The organism is Pseudomonas brassicacearum, assembly GCF_000585995.1.
GTDB classification, from domain to species: Bacteria; Pseudomonadota; Gammaproteobacteria; order Pseudomonadales; family Pseudomonadaceae; genus Aquipseudomonas; species Aquipseudomonas brassicacearum_A.
The window spans coordinates 5,994,936-6,021,333 of sequence record NZ_CP007410.1 but is presented as its reverse complement, the minus strand read 5'-3'; the positions used below and the strand labels follow the sequence as shown (position 1 = coordinate 6,021,333).

27 protein-coding genes are annotated in these 26,398 nt (G+C 60.4%); 19 read left to right on the top strand and 8 right to left on the bottom strand.

Annotated elements, in window-relative coordinates; genetic code table 11:
* Positions 1-768, top strand: coding sequence for a TerB family tellurite resistance protein (locus CD58_RS25945; RefSeq protein ID WP_025215788.1), 768 nt, complete (start codon positions 1-3; stop codon positions 766-768).
* Positions 769-945: 177 nt separating this feature from the next.
* Here CD58_RS25945 and CD58_RS25940 read toward each other — a convergent pair whose 3' ends face one another.
* Entirely contained in the window at positions 946-1,941 is a 996-nt protein-coding gene (locus CD58_RS25940; protein WP_025215787.1) for an alpha/beta hydrolase family protein, read from the bottom strand.
* Positions 1,942-2,015: 74 nt separating this feature from the next.
* On the opposite strand from CD58_RS25940, the gene CD58_RS25935 reads away from it, so the two are divergent.
* The 14 genes from CD58_RS25935 to CD58_RS25870 all read left to right on the top strand — a co-directional run bounded on the left by CD58_RS25935 (position 2,016) and on the right by CD58_RS25870 (position 17,793).
* Entirely contained in the window at positions 2,016-4,412 is a 2,397-nt protein-coding gene (locus CD58_RS25935; protein ID WP_025215786.1) for a PAS domain-containing sensor histidine kinase, read from the top strand.
* Between the two features lie 121 nt (positions 4,413-4,533).
* Positions 4,534-5,163 (top strand): response regulator transcription factor, encoded by a 630-nt coding sequence (locus tag CD58_RS25930; RefSeq protein WP_003177702.1) that lies wholly within the window; start codon positions 4,534-4,536, stop codon positions 5,161-5,163.
* Positions 5,164-5,514: 351 nt separating this feature from the next.
* Positions 5,515-6,639, top strand: a complete 1,125-nt coding sequence (locus tag CD58_RS25925) for an ABC transporter ATP-binding protein (RefSeq protein WP_025215785.1) — start codon at positions 5,515-5,517, stop codon at positions 6,637-6,639.
* A 50-nt stretch (positions 6,640-6,689) separates the two neighbouring features.
* The gene (locus tag CD58_RS25920; RefSeq protein ID WP_003206153.1) at positions 6,690-7,733 is read left to right on the top strand and encodes an ABC transporter substrate-binding protein; all 1,044 of its coding nucleotides are present in this window, start codon (positions 6,690-6,692) and stop codon (positions 7,731-7,733) included.
* A 226-nt stretch (positions 7,734-7,959) separates the two neighbouring features.
* The gene (locus tag CD58_RS25915) at positions 7,960-9,207 is read left to right on the top strand and encodes an ABC transporter permease (RefSeq protein ID WP_025215784.1); all 1,248 of its coding nucleotides are present in this window, start codon (positions 7,960-7,962) and stop codon (positions 9,205-9,207) included.
* A 13-nt stretch (positions 9,208-9,220) separates the two neighbouring features.
* Positions 9,221-10,045 carry an ABC transporter permease gene (locus CD58_RS25910; protein ID WP_025215783.1) on the top strand — a complete coding sequence of 275 codons (825 nt, stop codon included), beginning with the start codon at positions 9,221-9,223 and terminating at the stop codon, positions 10,043-10,045.
* Between the two features lie 203 nt (positions 10,046-10,248).
* Positions 10,249-11,397 carry an iron-containing alcohol dehydrogenase gene (locus CD58_RS25905; RefSeq protein ID WP_025215782.1) on the top strand — a complete coding sequence of 383 codons (1,149 nt, stop codon included), beginning with the start codon at positions 10,249-10,251 and terminating at the stop codon, positions 11,395-11,397.
* A gap of 78 nt (positions 11,398-11,475) precedes the next feature.
* Positions 11,476-12,150, top strand: a complete 675-nt coding sequence (rpe, locus tag CD58_RS25900) for a ribulose-phosphate 3-epimerase (protein WP_025215781.1) — start codon at positions 11,476-11,478, stop codon at positions 12,148-12,150.
* A complete protein-coding gene (locus CD58_RS25895; RefSeq protein ID WP_025215780.1) occupies positions 12,147-12,965 on the top strand; it encodes a phosphoglycolate phosphatase in 819 nt (272 codons plus the stop codon). Before rpe ends, CD58_RS25895 begins: the two co-directional genes overlap by 4 nt.
* A 70-nt stretch (positions 12,966-13,035) precedes the next feature.
* On the top strand, positions 13,036-14,517 hold the full coding sequence (gene trpE / locus CD58_RS25890; protein ID WP_025215779.1) for an anthranilate synthase component I: 1,482 nt from the start codon (positions 13,036-13,038) through the stop codon (positions 14,515-14,517).
* A gap of 84 nt (positions 14,518-14,601) precedes the next feature.
* Entirely contained in the window at positions 14,602-15,195 is a 594-nt protein-coding gene (locus tag CD58_RS25885) for an aminodeoxychorismate/anthranilate synthase component II (RefSeq protein WP_025215778.1), read from the top strand.
* A gap of 9 nt (positions 15,196-15,204) precedes the next feature.
* Entirely contained in the window at positions 15,205-16,254 is a 1,050-nt protein-coding gene (gene trpD / locus CD58_RS25880) for an anthranilate phosphoribosyltransferase (protein ID WP_025215777.1), read from the top strand.
* The gene (gene trpC / locus CD58_RS25875) at positions 16,251-17,087 is read left to right on the top strand and encodes an indole-3-glycerol phosphate synthase TrpC (protein WP_025215776.1); all 837 of its coding nucleotides are present in this window, start codon (positions 16,251-16,253) and stop codon (positions 17,085-17,087) included. The genes trpD and trpC overlap by 4 nt, the downstream gene beginning before the upstream one ends.
* Before the next feature lie 4 nt (positions 17,088-17,091).
* A complete protein-coding gene (locus CD58_RS25870) occupies positions 17,092-17,793 on the top strand; it encodes a lipoate--protein ligase family protein (RefSeq protein ID WP_025215775.1) in 702 nt (233 codons plus the stop codon).
* On the opposite strand, the gene crp is transcribed toward CD58_RS25870, so the two are convergent.
* On the bottom strand, positions 17,790-18,434 hold the full coding sequence (gene crp, locus CD58_RS25865) for a cAMP-activated global transcriptional regulator CRP (RefSeq protein WP_025215774.1): 645 nt from the start codon (positions 18,432-18,434) through the stop codon (positions 17,790-17,792). The two genes, CD58_RS25870 and crp, sit on opposite strands and share 4 nt — an antisense overlap.
* Before the next feature lie 231 nt (positions 18,435-18,665).
* Between crp and CD58_RS25860 the strand changes: the two genes are divergently transcribed.
* Both CD58_RS25860 and speD read left to right on the top strand, forming a co-directional pair.
* Complete coding sequence (locus tag CD58_RS25860; protein WP_003206127.1) at positions 18,666-19,088, top strand: OsmC family protein; 423 nt, start codon at positions 18,666-18,668, stop codon at positions 19,086-19,088.
* A gap of 239 nt (positions 19,089-19,327) precedes the next feature.
* Positions 19,328-20,122 (top strand): adenosylmethionine decarboxylase, encoded by a 795-nt coding sequence (gene speD, locus CD58_RS25855; protein ID WP_025215773.1) that lies wholly within the window; start codon positions 19,328-19,330, stop codon positions 20,120-20,122.
* An 89-nt stretch (positions 20,123-20,211) separates the two neighbouring features.
* Here speD and coq7 read toward each other — a convergent pair whose 3' ends face one another.
* The 6 genes from coq7 to hemJ all read right to left on the bottom strand — a co-directional run bounded on the left by coq7 (position 20,212) and on the right by hemJ (position 24,680).
* Positions 20,212-20,859, bottom strand: a complete 648-nt coding sequence (gene coq7 / locus CD58_RS25850; protein ID WP_025215772.1) for a 2-polyprenyl-3-methyl-6-methoxy-1,4-benzoquinone monooxygenase — start codon at positions 20,857-20,859, stop codon at positions 20,212-20,214.
* A gap of 76 nt (positions 20,860-20,935) precedes the next feature.
* Positions 20,936-21,274: a histidine triad nucleotide-binding protein gene (locus CD58_RS25845; RefSeq protein WP_025215771.1), complete on the bottom strand. Its 339-nt coding sequence runs from the start codon at positions 21,272-21,274 to the stop codon at positions 20,936-20,938.
* Between the two features lie 82 nt (positions 21,275-21,356).
* Positions 21,357-22,145 carry an SDR family NAD(P)-dependent oxidoreductase gene (locus CD58_RS25840; RefSeq protein WP_025215770.1) on the bottom strand — a complete coding sequence of 263 codons (789 nt, stop codon included), beginning with the start codon at positions 22,143-22,145 and terminating at the stop codon, positions 21,357-21,359.
* Between the two features lie 62 nt (positions 22,146-22,207).
* The gene (locus tag CD58_RS25835) at positions 22,208-23,197 is read right to left on the bottom strand and encodes a DUF805 domain-containing protein (protein ID WP_025215769.1); all 990 of its coding nucleotides are present in this window, start codon (positions 23,195-23,197) and stop codon (positions 22,208-22,210) included.
* 46 nt (positions 23,198-23,243) lie between these two features.
* Entirely contained in the window at positions 23,244-24,212 is a 969-nt protein-coding gene (locus tag CD58_RS25830) for an NAD(P)H-dependent flavin oxidoreductase (RefSeq protein WP_025215768.1), read from the bottom strand.
* A gap of 36 nt (positions 24,213-24,248) precedes the next feature.
* On the bottom strand, positions 24,249-24,680 hold the full coding sequence (gene hemJ / locus CD58_RS25825) for a protoporphyrinogen oxidase HemJ (RefSeq protein ID WP_003206117.1): 432 nt from the start codon (positions 24,678-24,680) through the stop codon (positions 24,249-24,251).
* Between the two features lie 134 nt (positions 24,681-24,814).
* Here hemJ and argC point away from each other — a divergent pair, with 134 nt between their 5' ends.
* Positions 24,815-25,849, top strand: coding sequence for an N-acetyl-gamma-glutamyl-phosphate reductase (argC, locus tag CD58_RS25820; protein ID WP_025215767.1), 1,035 nt, complete (start codon positions 24,815-24,817; stop codon positions 25,847-25,849).
* 155 nt (positions 25,850-26,004) lie between these two features.
* Positions 26,005-26,355, top strand: a complete 351-nt coding sequence (gene erpA / locus CD58_RS25815) for an iron-sulfur cluster insertion protein ErpA (RefSeq protein ID WP_025215766.1) — start codon at positions 26,005-26,007, stop codon at positions 26,353-26,355.
* Positions 26,356-26,398 lie beyond the last annotated feature (43 nt).

Genomic DNA, 26,398 nt, shown 5'->3' with positions numbered 1-26,398 from the left:
ATGTGGTGGCCAGGGACTCTGATTGGAGCCGGGGCGGGCTTTGCCATTGCCAGCATTCCGGGGGCCTTGCTGGGTGCGTTGTTGGGACAGGCGTTGGATCGACGCCTGAACCTGCAGAGCTGGGCGCAGCTGCGTGAGCGCCTGGGTGGGCGCCCGGCGTTGCGCAACGATGAATTGTTGTTTGTGTTGCTGGGGCGTTTGGCGAAAAGCGATGGGCGGGTGGTCGATGGTCACATCCAACAGGCTCGCCAGGAAATGCGCGCCCTGGACTTGAGCGAATCGGCGCAACGCCGGGCCATCGCTGCGTTCAACCGGGGCAAGTCCGGAGATGTTCGCCTGCGCGGTTATCTGCGCCGCCTCAGCACCCAGCCGCATGCGGCGGAAGGCGTGCTGCGGGCCTGCTGGCGAATGGTTTGGGCTGATGGCAGGGCGGGCGTAGGCGAGCGTGAGCTGATTGCCCGGTGGGGCAAGTGGCTGGGCTGGACACAGCAGCAGGTCCAGGCATTGGCGAGTGACTACGAACCGCACAAACTGTCGCTGCCCAACAGTGGCGTGACGTATCAGGAGGCGCTGCGTTTGCTAGGGGTTTCTGCCACCAGCGAGCCGTCGCAGATCAAGCGTGCCTACCGACGCCTGCTCAGCCGTCACCACCCGGACAAGATTGCCGGCAGCGGGGCGACCCCATTGCAAGTGCGCGAAGCCACCGACAAGACGCGGGAGCTGCATAACGCCTATCGGTTGATTCGGGAGCGGCGGGATTTTCGGTAGAAGGCGATAACAGTAGAAAGGAGGGTAGCAACTGTGGCGAGGGGATTTATCCCCGCTCGAGTGCGTAGCGCTCGCCATCAGATTGTGTTGCTGCATGGGCTTTGGGGTTGCTGCGCAACCCAGCGGGGATAAATCCCCTCGCCACAGTCCTTGTTTGGCTTGAGGTTTGTTTAAGCCTCACTCCCCCGGCTTCTGCGGGCTCAACCAGCCGCGAACCCGGCGAAACAGCTGTTCCTGCTCTGCCGACGGGTTCGGCAAGGCTTTGAGGGAAACCTGGCTGAAGGTCGAACCTTTCAAGCGTTTGCTCGCCTGCAAACGCTCAAGCGCTGCGTTGCGATCCAGTGGTTTGTCCATGTAGAAGATATCGGCGGTGGCTAATTTCAGGGTGGGCGTCAGTTCGGCCAAGCCGGGTTTGGCGGTGACCGGTGTCTGGGCGGCGACCATCACGAAACGTTCGATCTGCGAGGGCTGTTTTTCATTCAGGTAGCGCGCGGCCCAATAGGCGCCGGTACCGTGACCCAGCAGGACAATGCTGCGCGCGCTCTGTTGTTCGGCATACGCCAGTGCCGCATCGATGCGAGCGAAGATCCGCTCGGCGTCGGCGTTTGCGTGTTCCTCACTCGTTTCGACGGCGGCTGGGTCTGCCGCATCGGCTTCGCCCCCAGCCACCTGTTCGATGGGGGCGGCGGTGGTGGCGTCCGGCGCCGCGGCAGCCGTATCGGCCGGTTTGGTTTCGGGCGGTGTTTCCACCACGCGCGGTGCGATGACGTCGCTTTGCAGGTCTGGCAGGGTGATACTCAGGCTGCTCCATTCGACATCAGGCAATTTTTTACGCAACGGGCCGATTACTTGAGGCCAGTCAGCGGTTTCGCCTGCGCCGGGGATTATGATGACCGCGCCTTTGGGGTCGCCGGTGTTGGCCGGTTTCCAGAGTGCCAGGAAGGTATCGCCGCCAGTCTGTAGCTGTTGTTGTTCCTGACGCGGGACTTGTCGTTCCAGTGCTGCCGCTTCTTCCTGGCTACGCTCAAGCAAAGGCTGACGTTCGGCCGGTTTTTCCTCGGCAGATTGCTCCGCTGCGGCGGGCGCCGGTTCGCTGGCCTTCACAGAAAAGGCACTTGGCAGGATCAGCGACAGGCACAATGCTGGCAATGCCAGGCGATAAACAGAGGACATCGGATATTCCATGACCAGAAGTATTTCCGGCAGCCTAATGGGTTGGTCAGTATTTGTCAGTGCATGAGACTTCGATAATGCGTTTTTGCTGCCTGTGGGTTATCGGCTGTTTATGGCTTCCCTTGATGGCGTGGGCCGCGCCCGCGCCATCGATGCATGGGGTGCAATTGAATGCAGGGCAGCGCGAGTGGCTGGCGCAGCATCCGCAATTGCGTGTCGGCCTGGTATTGCAGGCGCCCTATGCGCAATACGACCGACGTTTGCAGCGTTTGTCGGGGACCAACGTCGAGTTGATGCAATGGCTGGGCAAGGCGTTGAATGTCGAGCTGACCTGGCGCAATTTCCAGGACCTGGCGCAGTTGGAAGCTGCGCTGCGCGACGGCGAGGTGGACGTTGCTCCGGGCCTGAGCCAAACGCCGGACGGGCTCAGGCTCTGGCAGTTTTCCGACCCCTATATGCGCGTGCCGCAGTTGATCGTCGGCGAGCAGAAGGGGGCCGAGGGCGTGGAGCTGGAAAAACTCGACACCCAGAGCCGTGTTGCGGTGCGCATGCCCAGTGCCACGGCCGATTACCTGCGCGGCAATTACCCGATGCTGAATCTGCAAGGCGTACCGATAGAGCGCCAGGCCCTGCAATTGCTGCTGAGCCAGCAGGCCCGTTACGCGGTGGTCGATGAGGCGCAGTTGGGGCGGTTGATGGTCGAGCCTGAATTTTCCGGGTTGGTGGTGGTAGGTGACATTGGCTTGCCGCAACTGCTCCGGGTCGCCACGCGCCGGGATTGGCCGCAGTTGGCCGAAATCATCGATGCCGGTTTGCAGGCGATCCCGGCCAAGGAGCTGGAGCAGTTGCACAGTCGCTGGCTCAAGCCCAAGTATCCGCGCCTGACCGAGACCCCGGGGTTCTGGCAAAACCTGACCCTGCTGATGGTGGCCTTGTTGTTGAGCAGCGTGGCCATCGTGTTCTGGCAGCGCCGTCAGCAACGAGCCCTGGAGCGTCGCCTGCGCGCCGCGCGGGAGGACATTGCCCTGCGTGCCGCCAGCGAAGAAGCCTTGCGCCTGACGCAGTTTTCCATTGATCAAAGCACCGTCGGCATCCTCTGGGTCAATTGGGACAGCCACGTGCGTTATGCCAACCACGCCGCCGAAATCATGCTTGGCTATGCATCGGGCGCCATCATCGACAGGCCCTTGATCGACTTCGAGCCGGGCCTGCACATGGATCGCTGGCTGAACCTGTGGAAGCGCGCCCGGGCCAGCGATGAAGCGCCACAAAGTTTCGAAACCGAATGCGTACGGGCCGATGGCAGTATCTTGCCGGCGGATGTCTCCTTGAGTTTCCTACGCTTTCGCGACGCCGAATACCTGGTGGTCTACCTCAATGACGTGACCGAGCGCCGCCGTGCGCTGGCGGCGTTGCGCGAGAGCGAGGCGCGGCTGCAAGGCATTGCCGCCAACGTGCCGGGCCTGGTCTTTCGTCTGGAACGGGCGCCGGTGACCGGCCAGATCGACTTTGCCTACATCAGTGAGGGCAGCGAAAGCTTGGTGGGGTATTCCCCCGCTACCCTGGCCCGTAGTGACACCGGCTTGCGCAGCCTGGTGCACCCGGACGACAAGGCCGGCTACCACCGCACCCAGGACCAGGCACTGGACAGCGACAGCGACTGGTCGTGGCAGGGTCGCATCCTGACCCGCGAAGGCCAGGAGCGCTGGGCCGAGATCAAGGCGATCACCCGTCGTCTCGAAGACGGCGCCTACGTCTGGGACGGTATCGTCTGGGACATCACCGAAAGCAAGCGCATCGAGCTGGAGCTGGCCAGCTCTCGTGAGCAGTTGCGCGAGTTGTCGGCGCACCTGGAAAGCGTGCGGGAAGAGGAAAAGGCGCGCATTGCCCGGGAAGTCCACGACGAGCTGGGGCAGATGCTGACGGTGTTGAAGCTTGAAACCTCTATGTGCGAACTGGCCTACGCGCAACTCGATCCGGGCCTGCAGGAACGGCTCAACAGCATGAAGCGCCTGATTGCCCAGTTGTTCCAACTGGTGCGAGACGTGGCGACGGCCCTGCGCCCGCCAATCCTCGATGCGGGCATTGCCTCGGCCATTGAATGGCAGGCCCGGCGCTTCGAGGCGCGTACCCAGATTCCCTGCCTGGTGCAGGTGCCGGACAATCTGCCGCCCTTGAGCGACGCCAAGGCCATCGGCCTGTTCCGGATTCTCCAGGAAGCGCTGACCAATGTGATGCGCCATGCCCAGGCGCATACTGTGGAGCTGACGCTGGTGCAGGAAAGTGACGAATTGTGTCTGACGGTCAGCGATGACGGTGTAGGCTTTATTGCCAATACGGGGCGGCCGACGTCCTTTGGCCTGGTCGGCATGCGTGAACGGGTGTTGATCATGGGCGGGCAGTTGTCACTGGAAAGTGAGCCGGGGGAGGGGACGACCCTGTCGGTACGTGTGCCGTTGAATGAGGCCTGATGGTTTGGGTTGCCTGGGCTGACGCTATCGCGAGCAAGCTCGCTCCCACATTGATTGAGGTGTACACAAACCCTGTGGGAGCGAGCTTGCTCGCGATGAGATCCTGAATCTGGAGAAGCATGTGATCCGTGTACTGGTAGCCGAAGACCACACCATCGTCCGTGAAGGCATCAAGCAGTTGATTGGCCTGGCGAAGGATCTTTTAGTGGTGGGGGAGGCGAGCAATGGCGAACAGTTGCTCGAGACCCTGCGGCATGTACCCTGCGAAGTGGTGCTGCTGGATATATCCATGCCGGGCGTCAATGGCCTGGAGGCGATCCCGCGGATCCGGGCGCTGAACAACCCGCCGGCCATTCTGGTGTTGTCGATGCATGACGAGGCACAAATGGCGGCCCGGGCGCTGAAGGTCGGTGCCGCCGGCTACGCGACCAAGGACAGCGACCCGGCCTTGCTGCTCATGGCGATTCGCAAGGTCGCGGCCGGCGGACGCTACATCGACCCGGACCTGGCCGACCGCATGGTCTTCGAAGTCGGCCTGACCGACACCCGCCCGCTGCATTCGCTGCTGTCCGAACGCGAATTCTCGGTTTTCGAGCGCCTGGCCCAGGGCGCCAACGTCAACGACATCGCCCAGCAACTGGCCCTGAGCAGCAAAACCATCAGCACCCATAAGGCGCGATTGATGCAGAAGCTCAACATCACGTCGTTGGCGGAACTGGTGAAGTATGCGATGGAGCACAAGTTGCTCTAACCCCCCCCACAGCAGTTTCCCCTTGTGGGAGCGGGCTTGCTCGCGAATGCGGTGCTTCAGTTACATCTGTATTGACTGTTACACCGCATTCGCGAGCAAGCCCGCTCCCACAGGGGGAATGCGCTGACATACCTATTTACGACACGGCCCAACACGGATTTTGCCCATGCTGGCTGCTTGCAGCCCATCACTGGCCGCCAAACTTACCCAATCCCGCCATCCTTGTAGGGCAATCCCTACCCCGACTCTTCCATCCGGCTGAGGCGATTCTCTCCTGCGTCCCGATTTGCGCGGGCCCCAGGCTCCACTAGGCTTGACTCACAAGCAGTCATCAATACAAAAGGTGCGGGTATGAGCCAGGTTGATTCAAGCGCGGGGACCAGTGATGTGCTGGTCAGCTTTCGTGGTGTGCAAAAGAGCTACGATGGCGAGAACCTGATCGTCAAGGACCTCAACCTGGACATTCGCAAAGGTGAATTCCTGACCCTGCTCGGGCCGTCCGGCTCCGGCAAGACCACCAGCCTGATGATGCTCGCCGGGTTTGAAACCCCCACCGCCGGTGAAATCCAACTGGCCGGGCGTTCCATCAACAATGTGCCGCCGCACAAACGTGATATCGGCATGGTGTTCCAGAATTACGCTTTGTTCCCGCACATGACCGTTGCCGAGAACCTCGCGTTCCCGCTGACCGTGCGTGGCCTGAACAAGAGCGACGTGAGTGATCGGGTCAAGCGCGTCTTGAGCATGGTCCAGCTGGACACATTTGCCCAACGCTACCCGGCGCAATTGTCCGGCGGCCAGCAGCAACGGGTGGCCTTGGCCCGGGCGCTGGTGTTCGAGCCGCAACTGGTGCTGATGGACGAACCTCTCGGCGCACTGGACAAGCAACTGCGTGAACACATGCAGATGGAAATCAAACACCTGCATCAGCGCCTCGGCGTGACCGTGGTCTACGTGACCCACGACCAGGGCGAAGCCTTGACCATGTCCGACCGCGTGGCGGTGTTCCATCAGGGTGAGATCCAGCAGATCGCTCCACCGCGCACGCTCTATGAAGAGCCGAAAAACACCTTCGTCGCCAACTTCATCGGCGAGAACAACCGCCTCAATGGCCGCCTGCACAGTCACACCGGCGACCGCTGCCTGGTGGAGCTGGGGCGCGGTGAAAAGGTCGAGGCACTGGCAGTGAATGTCGGCCAGCCCGGTGAGCCGGTGACCCTGTCGATCCGCCCGGAGCGGGTGAGCCTCAACGGCGCAAGCGAACAATGTGTCAACCGCTTCTCAGGGAGGGTGGCGGAATTCATCTATCTGGGCGACCACGTCCGGGTTCGCCTGGAAGTCTGCGGCAAGAACGACTTCTTCGTGAAACAACCGATTGCCGAGCTCGACCCCGGGCTGGCCGTTGGGGACGTGGTTCCGCTTGGCTGGCAAGTCGAGCATGTGCGTGCGCTCGATCCCCTTCTAGAGGCGAATTGATCGCCCCCCTGCTGTACCAACACCAACCCTGCACGTGGAGAGAACAATAAATGTTGAGATCCCTGAAGTTCACAGCCCTGACACTGGGCATGATGGGTGCGGCAAGCGCGATGGCGGCGGGCCCGGACCTGACAGTGGTGTCTTTTGGCGGGGCGAACAAGGCGGCTCAGGTCAAAGCCTTTTACGCACCGTGGGAAGCGGCCGGCAACGGCAAGATCGTGGCTGGCGAGTACAACGGCGAAATGGCCAAGGTCAAGGCCATGGTCGACACCAAGAGCGTCTCCTGGGACCTGGTGGAAGTCGAGTCCCCGGAATTGTCCCGTGGTTGTGACGAAGACATGTTCGAGCAACTGGATCCGGCCCTGTTCGGCAAGGCTGAAGACTACGTCAAGGGCGCCATCCAGCCTTGCGGCGTAGGCTTCTTCGTCTGGTCGACCGTGTTGGCCTACAACGCCGACAAACTGAAAACCGCGCCGACCAGTTGGGCGGACTTCTGGGACACCAAGCAATTCCCGGGCAAGCGTGGCCTGCGCAAAGGCGCCAAGTACACCCTGGAATTCGCCCTGATGGCCGACGGTGTCGCGCCGAAGGACGTCTACAAGGTACTGGCCGGCAAGGACGGCCAGGATCGCGCCTTCAAGAAGCTCGACGAGCTCAAGCCGAACATCCAGTGGTGGGAAGCCGGCGCCCAGCCGCCGCAGTACCTGGCTTCCGGTGACGTGGTCATGAGCTCGGCCTACAACGGCCGGATTGCCGCGGTACAGAAGGAAAGCAACCTGAAAGTGGTGTGGAACGGTGGTATCTACGACTTCGACGCCTGGGCCATCCCGCGCGGCCTGGACAAGACCCGTGCCGAAGCGGCGAAGAAATTCATCGCCTTCTCGGTAGCGCCGCAGCAGCAGAAGACCTACTCGGAAAACATCGCCTACGGCCCGGCCAACACCCAAGCCGTTCCGTTGCTGGCCAAGGATGTCCTCAAAGACATGCCGACCACCCCGGAAAACATCGCCAACCAGGTGCAGATCGACGTCAGCTTCTGGGCTGACAACGGTGAGCAACTGGAGCAGCGTTTCAACTCCTGGGCGGCCAAGTAACCAAAGCGTTCATGAGTGGACGGGCTTTTGTGGCGAGGGAGCTTGCTCCCGCTTGAGTGCGCAGCACTCACAAAATTGGCGTTGCCGACAAAATTTTGGGGCCGCTTCGCAGCCCAGCGCGAGCAAGCTCGCTCGCCACAATGACCCGCCCGCCAGGTTGCGGTTTCAAAAGAACAGAGGCGGCCCGCCGCCCCTGTAACGATCAAAAAGATTTGCGGAGTTCGCCATGGCCATCGCCGTTCCACTGAACGCGGGCACCAGCCCCACCCTGAAGCAGCGGCTCAAGCATGCCGAGCGGGTCAACCGCTGGAAGGCCCAGGCCTTGATCGCGCCGCTGGTGCTGTTTCTGTTGCTGGTGTTTCTGGTGCCAATCGTGGCGCTGCTATTCAAAAGCGTCAGCAACCCGGAAGTAGTCGGCGCCATGCCGCGCACCGTGGCTGCGGTCGCCGTGTGGGATGGACGTGGATTGCCGGGTGAACCGGTGTACAAGGCCGCCAGTGAAGACCTGGCCGAAGCCCGCAAGAATCAGACCCTGGGCGACTTGTCCAAGCGCCTGAACATGGAACTGGCCGGCTATCGCAGCCTGCTGACCAAGACCGCTCGTGCGCTGCCATTTGCCACCGAGCCGGCCTCTTATAAAGAAGCGTTGGAAAGCCTCGACGAGCGCTGGGGCGATCCGGCGTACTGGCAGGTCATCCGCCGCAACACCAGCAATGTCACCCCGTATTACCTGCTGGCAGCTGTCGATCACCGTATCGACGACCTCGGTGAGCTGGCCCCGGCCACCCCCGACCAGGCGATTTATCTCGATATTTTCACCCGCACGTTCTGGATGGGCCTGGTGATCACCGCGATTTGCCTGGTGCTGGCCTATCCGCTGGCCTACCTGCTGGCGAACCTGCCGTCGCGCCAAAGCAACCTGTTGATGATCCTGGTGCTGCTGCCGTTCTGGACCTCGATCCTGGTGCGAGTGGCGGCGTGGATCGTGCTGCTGCAGTCGGGTGGCCTGATCAACAGCGCCCTGATAGCCATGGGCGTCATCGATAAACCCTTGGAACTGGTGTTCAACCGCACCGGTGTGTACATCTCCATGGTCCATATCCTGCTGCCGTTCATGATCCTGCCGATCTACAGCGTCATGAAGGGCATCTCGCCCACCTACATGCGTGCGGCGATTTCCCTGGGCTGCCATCCGTTCGCGAGTTTCTGGCGGGTGTACTTCCCGCAGACCTATGCCGGTGTCGGCGCTGGTTGCCTGTTGGTGTTCATCCTCGCCATCGGCTACTACATCACCCCGGCGCTGCTGGGCAGCCCGAACGATCAGATGGTCAGCTACTTCGTTGCGTTCTACACCAACACCAGCATCAACTGGGGCATGGCCACGGCGCTCGGTGGGCTGCTGTTGCTGGCGACCATCGTGCTTTATCTGATTTACAGCTGGCTGGTGGGCGCCAGTCGCCTGCGCCTGAGCTAAGGGGAGATCGAAAATGGTGAGTCCTTACATGTCCCCCATCGAGCGGGTGTGGTTCTACAGTCTGCGCATACTCTGCGGGTTGATCCTGTTGTTCCTGATTCTGCCGGTGCTGGTGATCATTCCACTGTCGTTCAACTCCGGCAGTTTCCTGGTGTACCCATTGCAGGGCTTTTCACTGCAGTGGTACCACGACTTCTTTGCCTCGGCCGAATGGATGCGGGCCCTGAAGAACAGCATCATCGTGGCCCCGGCGGCGACGTTGCTGGCGATGATCTTCGGCACCCTGGCGGCCATCGGCCTGACCCGTGGCGACTTCCCGGGCAAGGCGCTGGTGATGGCCCTGGTGATTTCGCCGATGGTGGTGCCGGTAGTGATCATCGGGGTCGCCAGCTATCTGTTTTTCGCGCCGTTGGGGATGGGCAACAGTTTCCTCTCGCTGATTGTGGTCCACGCCGTGCTGGGTGTGCCATTCGTCATCATCACGGTGTCGGCGACCTTGCAGGGCTTTAACCACAACCTGGTCCGGGCGGCCGCCAGCCTTGGCGCTTCGCCGCTGACGGCGTTTCGTCGGGTGACCCTGCCACTGATCGCCCCGGGCGTGATCTCCGGCGCGTTGTTCGCCTTCGCGACGTCGTTCGATGAGGTGGTGGTGACCCTGTTCCTGGCTGGCCCCGAGCAGGCTACCTTGCCACGGCAGATGTTCAGCGGCATCCGCGAAAACCTCAGCCCTACCATCGCCGCCGCAGCGACGTTGCTGATTGCCTTCTCGGTGATTCTGCTGCTGACCCTGGAGTGGTTGCGTGGGCGTAGCGAGAAGCTGCGTACGACCCAGGTATAACCTCTTACATGGATCCAGTGTGGGAGCGGGCTTGCTCGCGAATGCGGTGTGCCAGTCGACACAAATGTTGAATGTGCCGCCGTATTCGCGAGCAAGCCCGCTCCCACAATGGGTTTGCGGCGTATTCATAAGCTGAATAGCAGACAACCCCCAATACCGAGCTATTCTTGTGCCAGCCCATACTCGAACAAGAGGCCGCGCACATGAGTCTTTCCTCATTCAAGATCGCCCACAAACTGATCACCGGTGCCGCTGCCATCGAGCAACTGGCGGCCGAGCTGACGCGCCTGGACGTCGATAACCCGCTGATTGTCACCGACGCGGCGCTGGTCAAGTCCGGCACCGTGGAGCTGGCCCTGCAACATCTGGGCGGGCGTGACTACGAGATTTTCGACCGGGTGATGCCTGATCCGGAAATCGCCATCGTCAAGGATTGCATGCAGGCCTACCGTGAAGGTGGCCATGATGGCTTGATTGGCCTGGGCGGTGGCAGCGCGATCGACATCGCCAAGTGCGTAGGGGCCTACGCCGGTTATCACGGCGAGTTGGAAGATTTGTTCGGCGTCGACCAGGTACCGCGCAAAGGCCCGCCGTTGATTGCCATCCCCACCACGGCCGGTACGGGCTCGGAAGTCACCAACGTGGCGATCCTCTCCGACAAGGCCGCGCAGCTGAAAAAAGGCATCGTCAGCGATTATCTGTTGCCAGACGTGGCGCTGGTCAGCCCGCAAATGACCCTCACATGCCCTCGCGGCGTAACGGCTTCCAGTGGTGTCGACGCGCTGGTGCATGCCATCGAGGCTTACCTGTCGCTCAATGCCTCGCCGATCACCGATGCCCTGGCCATCGGTGCAATCAAGTTGATCACCCCCGCACTGCCCAAGGCCTATGCCAACCCTGCCCACCTGCAAGCCCGTGAAGACATGGCCACCGCCAGCCTGATGGCCGGCATGGCGTTCGGCAATGCCGGGGTCGGGGCGGTGCATGCACTGGCTTATCCGTTAGGCGGGCGTTTTCATGTCTCCCATGGCGTCGCCAACGCCTTGTTGCTGCCCTATGTCATGGCGTGGAACAAGCTGGCCTGTGTCGAGCGTATGCGCGATATCGCTGAGGCCATGGGGCTCAAGACCGCTCACTTGAGTGATATCGAGGCCGCCGACGAAGCCGTGGAGGCCATGATCGCGCTGTGCGCTGCCGTGGAAATTCCCAAGGGCCTGAGCGGTCTGGGCGTGACCGAGGAGGTGATCCCCTCGATGGCGGTGGAGGCTGCGGGGATAGAGCGGTTGATGCGTAACAATCCACGCAAACTGAGCGCCGGCGATATCGAGAAGATCTACCGCGCGGCGTATTGATCGACTGTCACGGTGGGCGCGCCAAATCTTGCGGTATACAATGCGCGCCATCGTGATTTCGCTCAAAACAGGTGCGTCATGCAGCCCTTCGCTATTGCTCCGTCGATTCTCTCCGCCGACTTCGCCCGCCTGGGCGAGGAAGTGGACAACGTTCTGGCCGCCGGGGCCGACATCGTGCACTTCGATGTCATGGACAATCACTACGTACCCAACCTGACCATCGGCCCGATGGTCTGCGCGGCGTTGCGCAAGTATGGCGTCACCGCGCCAATCGACGCACACCTGATGGTGAGCCCGGTGGACCGCATCGTCGGCGATTTCATCGAGGCCGGCGCCACCTACATCACTTTCCACCCTGAAGCCACGCTGCACATCGATCGCTCCTTGCAGTTGATCCGTGAAGGTGGCTGCAAGGCCGGCCTGGTGTTCAACCCGGCAACGCCCTTGGACGTGCTCAAGTACGTGATGGACAAGGTCGACATGATCCTGCTGATGAGCGTCAACCCGGGCTTCGGCGGGCAGAAGTTCATCCCCGGCACCCTCGACAAGCTGCGCGAAGCCCGCGCGCTGATCGACGCCTCGGGGCGTGACATCCGCCTGGAAATCGACGGCGGCGTGAACGTGGGCAACATTCGCGAAATCGCTGCCGCTGGCGCCGATACCTTTGTCGCAGGCTCGGCGATCTTCAATGCACCGGACTACAAAGAGGTGATTGAAAAGATGCGCGCTGAACTGGCCCTGGCACGCCCATGAGCGGCTTCGAGCAGCTGTTTCCCGGCACCTTGCCGCGCCTGGTGATGTTCGACCTCGATGGCACACTGGTCGATTCTGTTCCAGACCTCGCGGCGGCCGTGGACAACATGCTGCTCAAGCTCGGGCGCCCGCCTGCTGGACTCGATGCCGTGCGCCAGTGGGTTGGCAATGGCGCGCCCATGCTGGTGCGTCGGGCACTGGCCAATCACATCGATGCCCAGGGTGTCGATGAGGCCGAGGCCGAGCGAGCGCTGGAGCTGTTCAACGAAGCCTACGAGGACAATCACGAGCTGACCGTGGTTTACCCCGGCGTGCGCTCCACACTCAAGTGGCTGCAAAAGCAAGGCGTGGAAATGGCGCTGATCACCAACAAGCCGGAGCGCTTCGTCGCGCCGCTGCTGGACCAGATGAAAATCGGCCGCTATTTCCGCTGGATCATCGGCGGCGACACCTTGCCGCAGAAAAAGCCTGACCCGGCCGCGCTGTTCTTCGTGATGAAAATGGCCAACATCCCGGCCTCCCAATCGTTGTTTGTGGGCGACTCGCGCAGTGATGTGCTGGCGGCTAAAGCGGCAGGGGTCAAATGCGTGGCGCTGAGTTACGGCTATAACCATGGTCGCCCGATCGCTGAAGAATTCCCAACGCTGGTGATCGACGATTTGCGCCTGCTAATTCCCAGTTGCCTGGACCCGGCCGCTGAGATAACGTTGCCCGACGCTGTTCAATCCTCTTCTGGAAACGCCATCGTGGTGGTCACTCGCAAACTCTGGATGAAAGTCATGAAGGCCCTGGCCCGCTGGCGTTGGCGCGCCTGACCTGATCCTGGCCGGTTATCCGGCGCGTTTGCATACCTGACTGTCAGCTCCTCTTGCCACGAGGCACCCCATGATCCGCGAAGAATTCCTGCGTCTAGCCGCTGCCGGCTACAACCGCATCCCGCTTGCCTGCGAAACCCTGGCCGACTTCGACACGCCGCTGTCGATCTACCTCAAGCTGGCCGACCAGCCCAACTCCTACCTGCTCGAATCGGTGCAGGGCGGGGAGAAGTGGGGGCGTTATTCCATCATCGGCCTGCCGTGCCGCACGGTGCTGCGGGTCCATGACCATCGCATCAGCGTGACCCACGACGGGGTCGAGATCGAAAGCCTCGAAGTCGAAGACCCACTGGCCTTCGTCGAAACCTTCAAGGCCCGCTACAACGTGCCGACCATTCCTGGCCTGCCGCGTTTCAACGGTGGATTGGTGGGGTATTTCGGCTACGACTGTGTGCGCTACGTGGAAAAACGCCTGGGCACTTGCCCGAACCCCGATCCGCTGGGTGTTCCGGACATTTTGCTGATGGTTTCCGACGCGGTCGTGGTTTTCGATAACCTCGCTGGCAAGATGCACGCCATCGTCCTGGCCGACCCTTCCCAGGAAGATGCCTACGAGCAAGGTCAGAAAAGCCTGCAGGCTTTGCTGGAAAAGCTCCGCCAGCCGATCACCCCGCGTCCTGGCCTGGATTTCAGCAAGCAGTCGGCGGCCGATCCGGTGTTCCGTTCCAGTTTTACCCAGGACGATTACGAACGCGCCGTCGATACCATCAAGGAATACATCCTGGCCGGCGATTGCATGCAGGTAGTGCCGTCGCAACGGATGTCCATCGACTTCAAGGCCGCGCCCATCGATCTGTACCGGGCGCTGCGCTGCTTCAACCCGACGCCTTACATGTACTTCTTCAATTTCGGCGACTTCCATGTCGTGGGCAGTTCGCCGGAAGTGCTGGTGCGGGTCGAAGACAACCTGATTACCGTGCGGCCGATCGCCGGCACCCGTCCCCGTGGCGCCACGGAGGAGGCCGACCGGGCGCTGGAAGAGGACCTGTTGTCGGACGACAAGGAAATTGCCGAGCACCTGATGCTGATCGACCTGGGCCGCAACGACACCGGGCGGGTCTCGGAAGTCGGTTCGGTGAAGCTCACCGAGAAAATGGTCATCGAGCGTTATTCCAACGTGATGCACATCGTTTCCAACGTCACCGGCCAACTGAAGGCCGGGCTGACGGCGATGGACGCTTTGCGGGCGATCCTGCCAGCAGGGACTTTGTCCGGCGCGCCGAAAATCCGTGCGATGGAAATCATCGACGAACTGGAACCGGTCAAGCGTGGTGTGTACGGCGGGGCCGTGGGTTACTTTGCCTGGAACGGCAACATGGACACCGCCATTGCCATCCGCACGGCCGTGATCAAGAACGGTGAGCTGCACGTGCAGGCCGGCGGCGGCATCGTCGCCGACTCGGTGCCGGCATTGGAATGGGAAGAAACCCTGAACAAGCGTCGGGCGATGTTCCGCGCCGTGGCGTTGGCGGAGCAGACTTCAGGCGACTGAGTCCTCCACAACAACCTGTGGCCAGGGGCTTTTTTTGCTCCGAAGGCCGTATATAAAGTCAGTGAATCCAAAGGTTGCTACGCCATGCTGCTGATGATCGATAACTACGACTCTTTTACCTACAACGTTGTGCAGTACCTCGGCGAGCTGGGCTCCGAGGTCAAGGTCGTGCGCAACGACGAGCTGACCATCGCTGAAATCGAAGCCCTCAAGCCTGAGCGCATCGTGGTCTCGCCTGGCCCTTGCACACCGACCGAAGCAGGCATCTCCATCGAAGCCATCAAGTATTTCGCCGGCAAACTGCCGATCCTGGGCGTTTGCCTGGGGCATCAGTCAATTGGCCAAGCGTTTGGCGGCGATGTGGTACGTGCTCGTCAAGTCATGCACGGTAAGACCAGCCCGGTATTCCACGAGAACAAGGGCGTGTTCGAAGGGTTGAATCTTCCACTGACTGTCACCCGCTACCACTCCCTGATCGTCAAGCGTGAAACCCTGCCTGATTGCCTGGAGCTGACCGCCTGGACCCAGCTTGAAGATGGTTCGGTGGATGAAATCATGGGGCTGCGGCACAAGACGCTGAATATCGAGGGTGTGCAATTTCATCCCGAGTCTATTCTCACCGAGCAGGGCCACGAACTGTTCGCCAACTTTCTCAAACAAACCGGCGGCACGCGCTAAGGACTTTTCATGGATATCAAGACAGCCCTGAGCCGTATCGTCGGCCATCTCGACTTGAGCACTGACGAGATGCGCGACGTGATGCGCGAAATCATGACCGGTCAATGCACGGATGCGCAGATCGGCGCATTCATGATGGCCATGCGCATGAAGAGCGAGAGCATCGATGAAATCGTCGGCGCGGTCTCGGTGATGCGCGAATTGGCGGACAAGGTCGAACTCAAGACCCTGGACCGCGTGGTGGATGTAGCGGGTACCGGTGGTGACGGCGCTAATATTTTCAATGTCTCCAGCGCCTCGGCATTCGTCGTCGCGGCAGCGGGTTGCACGGTGGCCAAACATGGCAATCGCGCCGTCTCTGGCAAGAGTGGCAGCGCCGATTTACTGGAAGCGGCCGGTATTTACTTGAACCTGACACCGATCCAGGTGGCACGCTGCATTGATCATGTCGGCATCGGCTTCATGTTTGCCCAAAACCACCACAGCTCCATGAAACACGCTGCGGCACCCCGTCGTGAGTTGGGCCTGCGTACGCTGTTCAACATGCTCGGCCCGCTTACGAATCCGGCCGGCGTGAAACATCAGGTGGTGGGCGTGTTCAGCCAGGCGTTGTGCCGGCCGTTGGCAGAAGTCCTGCAACGTTTGGGCAGTAAGCACGTGCTGGTGGTCCATTCGAAGGACGGCCTGGATGAGTTCAGTCTGGCGGCACCAACGTTTGTGGCTGAATTAAAAAATGATCAGATCAGCGAGTATTGGGTCGAACCTGAAGACCTGGGCATGAAGAGCCAAAGCCTGCACGGCCTGGCGGTTGACAGTCCGGCCCAGTCGCTGGAACTGATCCGCGATGCCTTGGGGCGTCGCAAGACCGAAAACGGTCAGAAAGCCGCTGAGATGATCGTGCTCAACGCTGGCGCCGCGCTGTATGCCGCCGACCACGCCAGCAGCCTCAAGCAAGGTGTGGAACTGGCCCATGATGCGTTGCACACCGGCCTGGCCAGGGAAAAACTCGAAGAACTCGGTGCATTTACCGCCGTATTCAAAGTGGAGAACGAAGGATGAGCGTGCCAACGGTTCTGGAAAAAATTCTGGCTCGCAAGGCTGAAGAAGTGGCCGAGCGCAGTTCGCGAGTCAGTCTGGCCGAGCTGGAAAGCCTTGCGCGCTCAGCGGATGCGCCCCGCGGCTTTGCCACGGCGCTGATCGATCAGGCCAAGAAAAAACAGCCGGCGGTGATTGCTGAAATCAAAAAGGCCTCTCCCAGCAAGGGCGTGATTCGCGAGAACTTCGTTCCGGCCGACATCGCCAGGAGCTACGAGAAGGGCGGTGCAACCTGCCTCTCGGTACTGACCGATATCGATTTTTTCCAAGGGTCTGACGACTACCTCAAGCAGGCGCGGGCGGCGTGCAAACTCCCGGTGATCCGCAAGGATTTCATGGTCGACCCGTATCAGATTGTCGAAGCGCGCGCGCTGGGCGCCGATTGCGTGTTGTTGATCGTTTCCGCCCTCGACGACGTAAAAATGGCCGAGCTGGCGGCCGTCGCCAAAGACATGGGCCTGGATGTATTGGTCGAGGTCCATGACGGCGATGAGTTGGAGCGGGCACTGAAGACCCTCGATACCAAGCTGGTCGGGGTGAACAACCGCAACCTGCACACGTTCGAAGTCAACCTGGAAACCACCTTGGACCTGTTGCCGCGCATTCCGCGTGATCGCCTGGTCATCACCGAAAGCGGCATCCTTAACCGGGCCGATGTCGAGTTGATGGAAGTCAGCGATGTGTATTCGTTCCTGGTGGGCGAGGCGTTCATGCGGGCAGAGAACCCGGGCACGGAGTTGCAACGGTTGTTCTTTCCTGAACGGGGTCTGCCGATAAGCGGTTCGACATTGGACTGAGTCGATGTCGCCAGTGATTTCCCTGACCGTCGAAGCCGGCCTGCAAGCCGAACAGGATTTGCTGGCCAGCATCTGTGCCGGCGATGCCGAGTTCGGCCTGTTGTTCTGGCAGCCCCATGACCGTGCGTTGGTCATGCCGCGTCGCTTGAGTCGATTGCCGGGGTTTGAACACGCCTGTGAAGTATCGGCCGCCAACGGCTGGCCCGTGCTGCTGCGGGAAACCGGTGGTGAGCCGGTGCCTCAATCAGCCGCTACCGTCAATATCGCCCTGGTCTACGCGCCACCGCGCAGCGAAGGTGATCATGGACGAATCGAAACCGCGTATCGCCGGTTGTGCGACCCCATCTGCCAGTTGCTGGATGAGCTGGGTGGGCTGGCTTCACTGGGGGAAGTGGAGGGCGCGTTTTGCGACGGGCGATTCAACGTCAATCTCGACGGTCGGAAAATGGTCGGCACCGCGCAGCGCTGGCGCCAGAGCAAGGGCGGCCAGCGCCCGGTAGGCCTGGTGCATGGCGCGCTGTTGCTGGAGAACGAACGCCAATCCATGGTCGCAGCGGTCAACTGCTTCAATGAAGCCTGTGGCCTGGCGCAGCGAGTGCGTGCCGAGAGCCACATTGCCCTGCATGAAAAATTCCCGGCCCCTCACGCGTTGGAACGGCTCGAGGCGTTATACCGGCAATTGCCGGCCACGCTCGCCGGGGCCTAACGCGTTCCGTACACCACCATGGTCTTGCCTTTGACGCTGACCAGGTTGCGCTCCTCCAAGTCCTTGAGCACTCGACCGACCATTTCCCGAGAGCAGCCGACAATCCGGCCGATTTCCTGGCGGGTTACTTTGATCTGCATGCCGTCCGGGTGGGTCATGGCATCCGGTTGTTTGCACAACTCCAGCAGGCATCGGGCGACGCGACCGGTGACGTCGAAGAAGGCAAGGTCGCCCACCTTGCGGGTGGTATTGCGCAGGCGCTGTGCAATTTGTCCGCTGAGGACGTAAAGAATGTCCGGGTCTTGCACAGACAGTTCCCGGAACTTGCTGTAGCTGATTTCCGCGACCTCACATTCGATCTTCGCGCGTACCCAGGCGCTGCGCACCTGTTCCTTGCCTGCCTGTTCGAACAACCCCAGTTCGCCGAAAAAGTCCCCCGAGTTGAGATAGGCGATGATCATTTCCCGACCGTCGTCATCCTCGATCAGGATAGTGACCGATCCCTTGATGATGAAAAACAGCGTCTCAGAGCGATCGCCCGCGCAAATGATGTTGTGCTTGGCTGGGTAGCGGCGACGCTGACAATGCATCAGGAGTTTGTCGAGGTTCTTGATCTTGAGCGTGGGAGTAATGGCAACCATGGTTGTATCCCGAAAGACCTGCGCGGTGTGTTGGTTTGGTTTTTTTAGGGGCGCGACGGCAATCGCGATAGCTGGCCATACGCCAGCCAATGGGGGCCAGCTTAACAGAGGCATCCCCAGTTGATTTAAGAATTTACCTACAGTGCGCCAGTCAGGCGTCCTACGGCAGGGACTGTCGTGGCAGGGCCTGTGCTAAGCTGGCGCCCCTTTTTTAACAGTGGAGTCTTGGCGATGAAGGCACGCATCCAATGGGCTGGCGAAGCCATGTTCCTCGGTGAATCAGGCAGCGGTCATGTGGTCGTCATGGACGGTCCGCCGGAAGCGGGTGGTCGTAACCTGGGGGTGCGGCCAATGGAAATGCTCCTGCTGGGCGTGGGCGGTTGCAGTAATTTCGACGTGGTCAGCATCCTCAAGAAATCCCGTCAGGCCGTCGAAAGTTGCGAAGCCTTCCTGGAAGCGGAGCGCGCTACCGAAGACCCAAAAGTGTTCACCAAGATTCACATGCACTTTGTGGTGAAGGGGCGAGCCTTGAAGGAAGCCCAGGTCAAGCGTGCCATCGAGCTGTCCGCCGAAAAATACTGCTCGGCTTCCATCATGCTCGGCGCCGCCGGTGTGGAAATCACCCACGATTATGAAATCATCGAATTGGGTTGAATCGACATCCAACTATCATAAAAGCAGTGCAAGCTCTGGCGATCAGCAGCCGACGTCTGCATAATGCGCCACTTTTTTCAGGGCAGTGATCGGTCGGTCGACCGGTCGCTTGTCTGGACAGACAACCAAAATCGCCATCGCGAAGAGGTGTTAACCGTCCTACGCAGGTGCGTCGTTCGCATCTGACGGGCATGCTTGATCACGCGGCCAGGCCGCAATACACAGAGAGTTTTCAAACGGTGAAAAGCAAACTCAAGCTCCATGGGTTCAATAACCTGACAAAGACCTTGAGCTTCAACATCTATGACATCTGCTATGCGGAAACTCCGCAAGACCAGCAGGCCTACGTCGAGTACATCAATAAAGAGTACAACGCCAAGCGCCTCACGCAGATACTCACGGAAGTTGTCGATATCATTGGTGCCAACATCCTGAACATCGCCAGTCAGGACTATGAACCCCAAGGTGCCAGCGTGACCATTCTGATCTCGGAAGAGCCGGTGACACCGACCGACAGCCAGATCGAAGAGTCCCCGGGCCCGTTGCCCGAAATCATCCTGGCCCACCTCGACAAGAGTCACATCACGGTACATACCTATCCGGAAATACACCCGGTCGACGGTATCGCGACGTTCCGTGTGGACATTGATGTGTCGACCTGTGGCGTCATTTCACCGCTCAAGGCGCTCAACTTCCTGATTCACCAGTTCGACTCGGACATCGTGACCGTGGATTACCGCGTGCGTGGGTTCACCCGCGACGTTGAAGGCCACAAGCACTTTATCGATCACGAGATCAATTCTATTCAGAACTACCTGTCCGAAGACACTCGCGACGCATACCAGATGACCGACGTCAACGTGTACCAGGAAAACCTGTTCCACACCAAAATGCTGCTCAAGGACTTCGAACTGGATAACTACCTGTTCGGTGATGCCACTAGCAACCTGTCTACTGAACAGCGCGACCAGGTGGAAGAGCGTGTAAAACACGAAATGCTGGAAATCTTCTACGCACGCAACATGCCGCGCTGAAGTTTCGGTACAAAAAAAGGCGACTCCCGCTGGGTAGTCGCCTTTTTTGTGCGGGCCCGATTTTTCTCGAGCCTGTCTCCAGTTCGCTGTCAGATCCGATAAGTGCTCTTGGTCATGACCTTGGCCAACAGGCTCATGCCAAACTTCACCGGTGCCGGAAAACGAAAACCACCGGCCTCCAGGGCGCTTTCGGCATGGTGCTCCTCGTCCTCGCGCATCTGCTCCAGAATCGCCCGGGACTTTTCATCCTCGGCTGGCAATTGCTCCAAGTGCTCATTCAAGTGCTTGCACACCTGATGCTCGGTCGCCGCCACGAAGCCGAGGCTGACTTTGTCACTGATCAGTCCGGCCACTGCACCGATTCCGAATGACATCCCATAGAACAACGGATTCAGGACGCTGGTATGGCTGCCTAACTGACGAATACGCTGCTCGCACCAGACCAGATGGTCGACTTCTTCCTCGGCAGCATGTTCCATCGCCGCGCGCACCTTGGGCAGCTTGGCTGTCAGTGCCTGCCCCTGGTACAGCGCCTGGGCGCAGACTTCGCCGGTGTGGTTGATGCGCATCAGCCCGGCGACGTGGCGGGTCTGCTCGTCACTGAGCTGCGCGTCTGGCTGCACGATAGCCGGTGAAGGGCGGTACGGCTGGCCACTGAAGGGCAACAGCGTACGCATCGCGGTATCGGCTTGCAGCAGCAGGCGGTCAATCGGCGAGTAGTGACGTTGGGTAGTCATGCTTATCTCCGGGGAAAAATCACAGCGGCCAGTTTAAACCAATCGGCCGCTGAAGATTTGCGTTGGGTCAGGGGTATCAACCCGGCGGCCAGTGCATCTGGCGCTGCCCAAGCACGTGCATATGAATGTGATAGACGGTCTGCCCGCCGAGTTCATTGCAGTTCATCACCACACGAAAACCGTCTTCACAACCTTGCTCCTTGGCCAGGCGCTGGGCAGTGAACAGAATATGCCCGGCCAGCCCTTTATCGTCCTCAGTCAGGTCATTGAGTGTGCGGATCGGCTTCTTCGGAATGACCAGGAAGTGCACCGGGGCCTGTGGGGCGATGTCGTGGAAAGCCAGGACCTGGTCATCCTCGTAGATGATCTTGGCCGGAATCTCCCGGTTGATGATCTTGGTAAACAGGGTATCCACAGCTGTTCTCCGTTGGGTTAGTCGAGGTCGAGTGTACTGAAAGGGCGGCTGGCGAGCCTGGATTTTAGCTTCAAAGGGTTATTCAGCGCGGGCAGTAGCTCTTGTTGACCGTGCCGGCGATCGTCCGTACCAGCCACCGCGATCCCCATCGCGGCAACGCGGCGAGCCAGCGATTGCGCCACCCGGGAATGATAATGGCCCGGTTTCTGTCCAGCCCACGCACGGCATACAGCGCAACTTCCTCCGGGCTCATCAGGCGTTTGTTATCGATGAACTTCTGCTCATCGAGCTGGGCCCTGGCGAAAAAGCCGGTGCGGATCGGGCCAGGGCAAAGCACCGATACCTTGATCGCGCATTTCTTGAGTTCGACCCGCAGGGCTTCGGAAAAGTGCAGCACATAGGCCTTGCTGGCGTAATAAGTACTCATCCAGGGGCCTGGCTGGAATGCAGCGATCGATGCAACGTTGAGGATTTGACCGCCACCCTGCAGCGCCATGCTATTGCCTATTGCGTGACAGAGGCGTGTCAGGGCAAGGATATTGAGTTCGATCAGGTCCTGTTCGGTCATCCAGTCCTGGCCCAGGAACGGGCCACTGGTGCCAATGCCGGCGCAGTTGACCAGCAAGTCGATCTGGCGTTCGCCTTCCTCCAGCTCCAGCAAGAAACCTGAAAGCCTTAGGGGCTCCCCCAGGTCACAAGCCCGGAACAATACCTCCACGCCAAACCGTTGCGTCAGTTCGATTGCAATACTTTCCAGCCGATCACGTTGTCGAGCCACCAGTATCAGGTTACGGCCGCGCCGGGCCAATGCCTCGGCCATGGCTAGGCCGAGGCCGCCGGAGGCGCCAGTGATCAGTGCGTAACGGGTCATGCAGTTCTCCATCACAACAGCCCGCCGCCAGTGGACTGGGCTGTCACCGGCACGAAGCGCGCTTATTGTTCCTCTTCTTCCTCATAGTCTACAGAAGGCGAGGCCGCCTCTGCTGCTTCGGCTGCTGCTTCGGCGGCAGGCTCGGCATTGGTGTCGTCGCTGTTTTGATATTCGCTCGACTCGCTGCTTTCAAAGTTGCTCACAGAGTTGCTGTATTCGTCTCCGATATCGCTGAACGCCCCGCCCACTGCCGCGGCGATGATCAGGACGATCATGACGACCCACAGCGATGACAGTACCTTGACCGCGGTGCTGTTGGGCGGTGGTGGCGCGCCATAGCGATTCGCACCGGCATTGCCAGGCATGCACATGAGCACGAACGGGAAGAGGCTACCTACGAATGGCACCAGATTGAGCAACCACAGCCACCCGGACCAACCAAGGTCATGCAGGCGCTGGACGTTGAACTGGAGACTCACAAAAGCAAAGGCGAGCGCGATGGCCACTCCTGCCAGCCCGCCGACAATCATCGCAGCCAGCGAGTTGGATGCGATGAGCCATGACAGGCTGAACCAAAAGGCCACGCCGATCACCGGCAGCATCGCCAGCGTCAACACCATGGTCCAGGCCAGGAACCGCAGACGTCCGATACGCCCCTCGAAGCTGAAGGGCTTGAGTGTGCTGTACCCGGCCACTGCTTCACCGACTTCCGCCCGAGGCGGCGCGTATGGCGATACGGGGTCGATGATGGCGTCCGGGTGGCGTCCGTCCGACGGGTGTAGCGATTCCTGTACCTCGCCGAGGCTCAGATGGAGAGCAGGCTCGGCTTCGATTCGTGCATCGATCCCGCTCTTGTTGAGCGCTTCGAGGTACTTCTGTGCTTCGCTCTGGGACAGGTTGCTTTTAAGGGCTACCTTACGGCCGCTGAACAGTCGCTCAATGGCGCTGACATCGCTTTTGAACAGCTCGGCGAGGTTGAGTTTGGCGGTGGTGGTATCGACGCCCGGCATCAGGGCTCCGTCGAATACGATGTTGAAACGGGTTTCGCTCATGCCCGGCATCCTTGTCTCTAAAGGTTAAGTATTTGTTGTTGTCAGGTCAGCGGGGCCATTGCCCCCCAAGCTGTGCCGCCCGAGCCTGCGCCTGACGGTATTCTTCATCCAGGCGTGCCACCAATTGGTCGACGCTTGGCAAATCATGGATTTCCCCCACGCCCTGGCCTGCGGACCATACGGTTTTCCAGGCCTTGGCTTCATCGTTCAACGGTTTGAGTTTCGAACCAGGCTCCATCTCGCCTTTGCCCTGCAGGGCGGCCAAGTCGAAGCCGGCGTTTTCCAGGCTCTGGCGCATGAAACTGGCCGGTACCCCAGACACTGCAGGAGTATGCACGATGTCTGCGGCTCGGGATGTGAGCAACATCTCTTTATAAGCGTCAGGCGCATGGCTTTCAGTCGTGCCGATAAAGCGCGTTCCGAGGTAGGCCAAATCCGCACCGAGCAACTGTGCGGCCAGAATCTGATGACCGTGGTTCAGGCATCCCGCAAGTAGAACGGTTTTGTCGAAGAACTGCCGGATCTCGGCGATCAGCGAGAATGGGCTCCAGGTCCCGGCATGCCCACCCGCACCGGCGGCAACGGCGATCAGACCATCGACACCGGCCTCGGCGGCCTTTTCCGCATGACGCCGTGTGGTGACGTCGTGGAACACCAGGCCGCCGTAGCTGTGAACGGCGTCCACCAGTTCTTTCACTGCGCCCAGGCTAGTGATGACAATCGGCACCTTATGTTCGATGCAGATGGCCAGGTCGGCCTGAAGCCGCGGGTTACTGTGGTGGACGATCAGGTTGACGGCGTAGGGCGCCGGTTTTTCCAGGGGCGCCAGCCCTGCCTCGATTTCCTCCAGCCAGGCCTTGAAGCCACTGCTTTCGCGCTGATTCAACGCCGGGAAGCTGCCGACAATGCCGTTGCGACAGCAGGCCAGCACCAGCTGTGGGTTGGAAATCAGGAACATCGGCGCCGCCACGACGGGCAGGTGCAAGCGTTGTTCGAGCAGAGCGGGCAGCGACATTGGAAGTACCCCGGATTAAGTAGTGCCGATTGGAGATTAGAACGGCCGAACCACGACCAGAATTACGATAGCCAGCAATATCAGGACCGGCACTTCATTGAACCAGCGATAAAAGACGTGGCTGCGGGTGTTTTCGCCACGGGCGAAGCGCTTCACTTGGGCGCCGCACATATGGTGATAGCCGATCAGCAGCACGACCAGGGTCAGCTTGGCGTGCATCCAGCCGCCTTGGGTGAAGTAGGCGCCGGCATTAAGGCTGAGCAGCCAGATGCCGAATACCAGGGTGGCGATCATCGCCGGGCCCATGATGCCGCGATACAACTTGCGCTCCATGACGCTGAAACGTTCCTTGCTGACGCTGTCTTCGCTTTGGGCGTGATAGACAAACAGGCGAGGCAGGTAGAACAGGCCGGCGAACCAACAGACCATGCTGACGATATGAAGTGCTTTGAGCCACAGATAGAGCATTTTTAGTTATTCCCAGATTCACGGTGACTCGATAGTAGAGGTTAGAGCGCCCACACGTCACCTTGGCGGTTGTCGCCGCGTCCTGCGGCCCCTATCATCGACGGCTTTCCAGTGGGTTCGTTGAGGGCAGGTTTATGGTCAAGGTCGGTATCGTCGGCGGCACGGGTTACACCGGTGTCGAACTGCTGCGTCTGTTGGCACAGCATCCGCAAGCTGAGGTGGTGGTCATTACCTCCCGATCCGAGGCCGGCCTGGCCGTTGCCGACATGTATCCGAACCTGCGAGGTCATTACGACGGCCTGGCGTTCAGCGTTCCGGACGTCAAGACCCTCGGCGCTTGCGATGTGGTGTTCTTCGCCACGCCCCATGGTGTCGCCCACGCGCTGGCAGGTGAGCTGCTGGCCGCCGGGACCAAGGTCATCGACCTGTCGGCAGACTTCCGCCTGCAGGACGCCGACGAATGGGCCAAATGGTATGGCCAGCCCCATGGGGCGCCGGAGCTGCTCGACGAGGCGGTCTACGGATTGCCGGAAGTCAATCGGGAGAACATCAAGCAGGCCCGGCTGATCGCGGTGCCGGGTTGCTATCCGACGGCAACGCAACTGGGGTTCTTGCCCCTGCTCGAGGCCGGTCTTGCCGATACTTCGCGCCTGATCGCTGACTGCAAGTCCGGTGTCAGTGGCGCTGGGCGCGGTGCCAGTGTCGGTTCGCTGTACTCCGAGACGTCGGAAAGCATGAAGGCGTACGCGGTCAAGGGTCACCGTCACCTGCCAGAAATCCGCCAGGGGCTGCGTCGGGCCGCGGGCAAGGACGTCGGCCTGACTTTCGTGCCGCACCTGACCCCAATGATCCGTGGCATCCACTCGACGCTTTACGCTACCGTCGTTGATCGCTCGGTGGACCTGCAGGCATTGTTCGAAAAGCGTTACGCGAACGAACCGTTCGTCGACGTAATGCCAGCCGGCAGCCATCCGGAAACCCGTAGCGTGCGCGGCGCGAACGTTTGCCGGATCGCTGTGCATCGTCCGCAAGACGGGGATCTGGTGGTGGTGTTGTCGGTCATCGATAACCTGGTCAAAGGCGCGTCGGGCCAGGCGGTGCAGAACCTGAACATCCTGTTCGGGCTGGATGAGCGTCTGGGGCTTTCCCACGCGGGGATGTTGCCTTAACAGCAGTTAAAAGCTGCAAGCGTTAAGCTACAAGCTTGCAGCTTTGAACTTGTAGCTTGCAGCTGCCCCTCAAATAGTTGACCGATTTTCTAGGAGAAGCGGATAATGCCCGCCATCACGCATTATGGCGGCGTAAGCGCCGGGAGATATTCAGCATGAGCGTCGAAACCTTCACCCCCATGGCTTTGCAATTCACCCACGGTGCCGCGCACAAGGTGAAGAGCCTGGTCGATGAAGAGGGCAATGATCGTTTGAAGCTGCGCGTGTTCGTGACGGGCGGCGGTTGTTCCGGTTTTCAGTACGGCTTCACTTTCGATGAGGAAGTGGCTGAAGACGACACCATCGTCGAGCGCGAAGGCGTCAGTCTGGTGGTCGATCCGATGAGCTTCCAGTACCTGGCAGGTGCTGAGGTGGATTACCAGGAAGGCTTGGAAGGGTCGCGTTTCGTGATCAAGAACCCGAACGCCACCACGACCTGCGGTTGCGGTTCATCGTTCTCGATCTGACCGCTTCAACAAAAAAGCGCCGCAGTGCCTTACAGCCCTGCGG

Excerpts from the sequence above, each read along its gene's own strand:
- CD58_RS25925 (WP_025215785.1), top strand. The coding sequence starts at position 5,515 with ATGAGCCAGGTTGATTCAAGCGCGGGGACCAGTGATGTGCTGGTCAGC.
- CD58_RS25895 (WP_025215780.1), top strand. The coding sequence starts at position 12,147 with ATGAGCGGCTTCGAGCAGCTGTTTCCCGGCACCTTGCCGCGCCTGGTG.
- CD58_RS25870 (WP_025215775.1), top strand. The coding sequence starts at position 17,092 with ATGTCGCCAGTGATTTCCCTGACCGTCGAAGCCGGCCTGCAAGCCGAA.
- trpD (WP_025215777.1), top strand. The coding sequence starts at position 15,205 with ATGGATATCAAGACAGCCCTGAGCCGTATCGTCGGCCATCTCGACTTG.
- CD58_RS25940 (WP_025215787.1), bottom strand. The coding sequence starts at position 1,941 with ATGTCCTCTGTTTATCGCCTGGCATTGCCAGCATTGTGCCTGTCGCTG.
- CD58_RS25885 (WP_025215778.1), top strand. The coding sequence starts at position 14,602 with ATGCTGCTGATGATCGATAACTACGACTCTTTTACCTACAACGTTGTG.
- rpe (WP_025215781.1), top strand. The coding sequence starts at position 11,476 with ATGCAGCCCTTCGCTATTGCTCCGTCGATTCTCTCCGCCGACTTCGCC.
- CD58_RS25835 (WP_025215769.1), bottom strand. The coding sequence starts at position 23,197 with ATGAGCGAAACCCGTTTCAACATCGTATTCGACGGAGCCCTGATGCCG.
- CD58_RS25920 (WP_003206153.1), top strand. The coding sequence starts at position 6,690 with ATGTTGAGATCCCTGAAGTTCACAGCCCTGACACTGGGCATGATGGGT.
- coq7 (WP_025215772.1), bottom strand. The coding sequence starts at position 20,859 with ATGACTACCCAACGTCACTACTCGCCGATTGACCGCCTGCTGCTGCAA.
- erpA (WP_025215766.1), top strand. The coding sequence starts at position 26,005 with ATGAGCGTCGAAACCTTCACCCCCATGGCTTTGCAATTCACCCACGGT.
- crp (WP_025215774.1), bottom strand. The coding sequence starts at position 18,434 with ATGGTTGCCATTACTCCCACGCTCAAGATCAAGAACCTCGACAAACTC.
- CD58_RS25840 (WP_025215770.1), bottom strand. The coding sequence starts at position 22,145 with ATGACCCGTTACGCACTGATCACTGGCGCCTCCGGCGGCCTCGGCCTA.
- CD58_RS25830 (WP_025215768.1), bottom strand. The coding sequence starts at position 24,212 with ATGTCGCTGCCCGCTCTGCTCGAACAACGCTTGCACCTGCCCGTCGTG.
- CD58_RS25910 (WP_025215783.1), top strand. The coding sequence starts at position 9,221 with ATGGTGAGTCCTTACATGTCCCCCATCGAGCGGGTGTGGTTCTACAGT.
- argC (WP_025215767.1), top strand. The coding sequence starts at position 24,815 with ATGGTCAAGGTCGGTATCGTCGGCGGCACGGGTTACACCGGTGTCGAA.
- CD58_RS25915 (WP_025215784.1), top strand. The coding sequence starts at position 7,960 with ATGGCCATCGCCGTTCCACTGAACGCGGGCACCAGCCCCACCCTGAAG.
- CD58_RS25860 (WP_003206127.1), top strand. The coding sequence starts at position 18,666 with ATGAAGGCACGCATCCAATGGGCTGGCGAAGCCATGTTCCTCGGTGAA.
- trpE (WP_025215779.1), top strand. The coding sequence starts at position 13,036 with ATGATCCGCGAAGAATTCCTGCGTCTAGCCGCTGCCGGCTACAACCGC.
- trpC (WP_025215776.1), top strand. The coding sequence starts at position 16,251 with ATGAGCGTGCCAACGGTTCTGGAAAAAATTCTGGCTCGCAAGGCTGAA.
- CD58_RS25945 (WP_025215788.1), top strand. The coding sequence starts at position 1 with ATGTGGTGGCCAGGGACTCTGATTGGAGCCGGGGCGGGCTTTGCCATT.
- CD58_RS25905 (WP_025215782.1), top strand. The coding sequence starts at position 10,249 with ATGAGTCTTTCCTCATTCAAGATCGCCCACAAACTGATCACCGGTGCC.
- hemJ (WP_003206117.1), bottom strand. The coding sequence starts at position 24,680 with ATGCTCTATCTGTGGCTCAAAGCACTTCATATCGTCAGCATGGTCTGT.